Annotated in this window: 5 protein-coding genes and 1 pseudogene; 4 read left to right on the top strand and 2 right to left on the bottom strand. The window is 34.0% G+C overall.

Annotated features, from left to right (window positions below):
* Positions 1-665: variable large family protein (locus U881_RS0100450; protein WP_024652914.1), on the top strand; the 665-nt coding region annotated here is incomplete at its 5' end.
* Positions 666-1,027: 362 nt separating this feature from the next.
* Here U881_RS0100450 and U881_RS12110 read toward each other — a convergent pair.
* Positions 1,028-1,219, bottom strand: a complete 192-nt coding sequence (locus U881_RS12110; protein WP_152520638.1) for a hypothetical protein — start codon at positions 1,217-1,219, stop codon at positions 1,028-1,030.
* 115 nt (positions 1,220-1,334) lie between these two features.
* Between U881_RS12110 and U881_RS0100460 the strand changes: the two genes are divergently transcribed.
* Together U881_RS0100460 and U881_RS0100465 are read left to right on the top strand one after the other, a co-directional pair.
* Entirely contained in the window at positions 1,335-1,541 is a 207-nt protein-coding gene (locus U881_RS0100460) for a variable large family protein (protein WP_024652916.1), read from the top strand.
* 659 nt (positions 1,542-2,200) lie between these two features.
* A complete protein-coding gene (locus U881_RS0100465; protein WP_235048102.1) occupies positions 2,201-3,259 on the top strand; it encodes a variable large family protein in 1,059 nt (352 codons plus the stop codon).
* 168 nt (positions 3,260-3,427) lie between these two features.
* Here the strand turns inward: U881_RS0100465 and U881_RS0100470 are convergent, their stop codons facing one another.
* The gene (locus U881_RS0100470) at positions 3,428-3,637 is read right to left on the bottom strand and encodes a hypothetical protein (RefSeq protein WP_024652918.1); all 210 of its coding nucleotides are present in this window, start codon (positions 3,635-3,637) and stop codon (positions 3,428-3,430) included.
* Between the two features lie 174 nt (positions 3,638-3,811).
* Here U881_RS0100470 and U881_RS0100475 point away from each other — a divergent pair.
* Positions 3,812-3,982: pseudogene (locus U881_RS0100475) on the top strand (variable large family protein); the annotation flags it as partial.
* Positions 3,983-4,327 lie beyond the last annotated feature (345 nt).

Raw genomic sequence — 4,327 nt, forward strand, 5'->3', positions numbered from 1 at the left:
AGGCTATTGGTACTGATGGTGATGAACTAATTGGTAATGTTGCTGCTCAGAATAACGCTGGTGCTGCTGGGAATGTTACGAATTTAATAAAGGGAATTAAGTCAATAGTAGATGTGTCACTTAAAGGTTTGGGAAGTGATGAATCGGGAGATGATAAAAAAGCTTCAGATGGTTCTACTGCAAGAACTAATGGCAATGCTGCTGATGGTGAAGCAGCTAAATTATTTGTTACTGGTAATGGTGCTGCTGGAGCTCAAGCTAATGCCAAAAAAGTTGTTACTGATGCAGCYAAAGCAGTTGGGGCGGTAACTGGTGCTGATATCCTGCAAGCTATGRTTAAAGATAATGGTAAATCAGCTAAGTTAGCTGAAAATAATGATGCTAATGCTAATATTGGTGTTTCCCCTAAAGATGCGGTTATAGCAGGAGGTATAGCTTTAAGAGCAATGGCTAAGGGCGGTAAGTTTGCTAATAGTAGTGATGCAGATGTTTCTGATCCAGTTAAAGGAGCAGCAGTCAGTGTAGTCATTAAGGCATTAGATACATTAACTGTAGCAATAAGAAAAACAGTTGATGCAGGACTTAAAACAGTAAAAGAAGCAATTAAAATAAATGTGAATGATCCTCCTGTAACTTTTGATAAGAACACATCTGAAGGAAAATAATTGGATAGAAAATAAATAATTAAGTAAAATGAAAAGAAGTAGATAAAAACAAAAGGAAAACAACTCTTATAAAAAAGATGTGTTTTCCTTAAATAATTTATAGGGGTAAAGAGCTTTTGTTTAAGAGAGAGATATTTCGTTGCTTGAATTGATTGTAGAAGTTGTATTTTTTACTTTGCTGTCTGATATTCGCTTTCTTTTCTTGACTGCTAGGGGAGGTTGAATCGTGACTGTTTGCAATAAGAATAGGTGATTTCTTCTTTCCTTTTTTGGAAGTATGAGTTGGGTCGTAGAGACTCTGCACCTAATAAATCATTGACAGTATTAGTATCAACCTTAGAAGTGGGGCTGTTGTCTTGTGGTTATGCTGTTTTTCTTGCTACAGTTTTTCTACTACGTTTTTTTGGGCTTCTTGAAAGGTTTTTTTTATCTACTTTATCAGTTTTAGCTTGGGTTTTATTATCCAAGATAGATTGTGCCTTGTTAATTAGATCATCGGATTTTTCTTTTGTATCTTTTGCAAATGCTTTCTTTATTGGACAACTATATAGCAATAGAGTGTATAAAACAATGAGTGGATTTGGTTATTGTTTTATTTTTACCATTTTGTACTTTTCAGTTTGCTTATCGCAGTATTAATTTTATTAATAGTATTTTCAAGGTCAAACCATGCCTTATTTAAATTGGTCTTCCATTGAATTGGATGGTAAATTTGCTGATTATAAGGGTGATGATAATACCAAACATAGTAATTATGTTGAAAAAGTCAAAGAAGCTGCAGTTAAATCCGTTAACAAGGTGTTAGGTGTTCTTGACGTAATTATTATGCAAATATTACAAATTAAACTTGGTAAAATAAAAAATAAGATTAAGTAAATAAGATACTTGAAATTAAATTCTTATGTTTTAAAGCTAAAAGATGATTTGGGAAGCGCTTATATAAATTATGACTATCAGTCTTGCCACCAGGTAATTTATCATTTAGCTATAGCTTTTAACGCCATACCTCCTGTTATGACTGCATCTCTAGCATTAGAGACATCATCAGCATTTATAAATCTTTCGATAAGTCATGCATTCAGCCAATCCAATTTCTCATTAATAAATGAAGTACTTTCAGTTTATATTTCGTCAATCTTCATAAAGGGAGAATTGTTTTTCTTTTTGGCGTTTGAGTGTTTTTTATTAAACATTTCTCATTTGTTTTTTTAGCAAGTTAATTTCAATTTATATATTATTCGTTCGTTTTTATTGTGTTTTTTCTGTTGGAGCAATGTTGTTAGTAAGAGAAATAGAGACTCTTTAAAGAAGGAAAGGGAACTTATAAAGAAGAGAAGAGATAAGGATGAAGACTGAGTAACTTTTTTAGAAGTTAGATGAGATGAGTGAGGAGAGCTTATTTAGATGAGCTGAGAGGAAAGGGAAGAGAAGGGAGCTTTAAATTGAGGATTTAAGGTAGGAGGAATTTTTAAAGAGTTGATTAAGGAGGGAAAATGATGATGAGAGGAATTAGAGAAATAAGAAGGGGAGAAGAGATGTGTGGGGGAATAGGGAAGATGAATAATATTTTCAAGAGAAGTTTGTTTATTATTATGATTTTGGGGATGATGGGATGTGGACAACAAGTAAAAGGAGAGGCAGGTAGTGCTCAGAATAAATTTTTAAAGTCTTTGGTTAGCTTGGGTAATGATTTTATTGGTGTTTTCACTTCTTTTGGCGATATTGTGGGGAGTGTATTGGGGTTAAATGTTAATTCTAAGAAGTCGGATGTTGGGAAATATTTTAAGGCAGTTCAGGATACTGTGCAAGGGGTGAAAGATGGGCTTAATAAAATTGTTAATGATATGAAAAAAGAGGGGAATCCGAATGCGGCGGGAATAGAGAGTGCAGTAAAGAAATTTATTACTGAGACTCTTGATAAGATAATAGAGGGAGCTAAGACTGCTAGTGAGGCTATTGGTACTGATGGGAATGACTTAATTGGTAATATTGCTGCTCAAAATAATGGTGGTACTGTTGGTGATGTTGAGAGTTTATTAAAAGGAATTAAAGTTATAGTAGCAGTGGTACTTAAAGAAGGGAATGCTGCTGCTGGGGATGCTAAAAAGGCTACTGATCTTAGTGATCGTGATAATAATGCTGCGGGTATGCTATTTGCTAATAATAATGCTGGAGCCGCTGATGTTGCAAAGAAATCAGCTGCTGATGCTGCAAAGGCAGTTGGAGCCATAACCGGTGCTGATATCTTACAAGCTATTATTAAGTCTGATGATACTTTTACTCTGGCTAAACACAATGAGGCCAATGGTAATTCTGGTAATGGTAAGAAAGATGCAGTTATAGCAGGAGGAATGGCATTAAGAGCTATGTCTAAAGGCGGTAAGTTTGCTGGGCCTAGTGCTGAGGCTGCTGAGTATGCTCCTGTGGTTAAAGGAGCAGCAGTGAGTGCAGTTACTAAAGCATTAGATACGTTAACTGTAGCAGTAAGGAAAACAATTGACATGGGACTTAAAACTGTTAAAGACGCGATGAAAGTTGATACAAATGATACTCCTGTAAGTTCTGATAGTAACACATCAGAATCTAAAAAATAATGATGAATTTCATAATTAGGAAATGAATAGGTAGATTAAGTAGATATATTTAGTGTTGGGTCATGATACTTGTGTAAATAAATAAGATAAGAGAGCGTTAAGGGGCTCTCTTATGATGTTAAGTGAAATATGTATCGGTAGCAGGCGAATCGCTAATTGTCCATGGATCTATTTTTTGTACTTCATCTTAGGTCTATTTGCATTAGCCACCACATTTCGAGGATTTCCAAGCTTGATTTCTATTCCAGATTTTTTTGCATTTCTATAATGTTTAAATTCTGAAATTATAGAGTCGACTCCAATCTTATCAAAAGCTACTGTAGTAGCAGCACTAGCAGTATCACCAATATCATAACTATCATCAGTGACAGCAGCCAATTGAGTTAAATAGCCAATTAATTTATCAACCCCCCACTTACTCCTTTAATGATTATTGCTATTATTGCTGGCACTGTTGATAAACTAGCTGCTTAGGTATCTAAAGTAGATCCATGAACAATGATAGATAAGATTAAAAATGCTAAGACTGAGACTGATCAACTTACTGTCGGTAATGAGTATGCAGTGAATGGTGTGGTTGCTGGTGCAATGAATAAGACATTAATAATAGCAATAGCAATAAGAAATACTGTTGTTGATAGTGGTTTAAAGAAGATAAATGAAACACTTGTGACAATTAAGCGAGAAGAGCAGGCAGTAGAAGCTGCCGCTAGTGGGCAATAATAAAAATATTATAGATAAAAATTAGTAAATCAGTGAGATAAGAAGTAATTTTAAGGAAACACTTCTCTGGTTTAGTTAGGTAAATAGGGAAGGTGTTTTCTTTTTGATTTAAGTGATTTAAGGAAAAACTTCTCTTTCTATTAAGGAGTTGTTTTCCTTTTTTATATTTTGTTTATGTTATGAAGATAAGGTAATTATCTGCTCACAATGACTAAAAGAATAAATAACAGTGTTTTGATTTCTTTTGGCGATGTCATTGTAGTGGACAGCAGTAAATAATTATCAATAAAAAATCAATACTAAAAAAAGTTATGAGAGGAAACGCTTCTCTTATTCTTTGTGAGA

The sequence above is a fragment of the Borrelia persica No12 genome (assembly GCF_000500045.1).
In the GTDB taxonomy this organism is placed as follows: domain Bacteria; phylum Spirochaetota; class Spirochaetia; order Borreliales; family Borreliaceae; genus Borrelia; species Borrelia persica.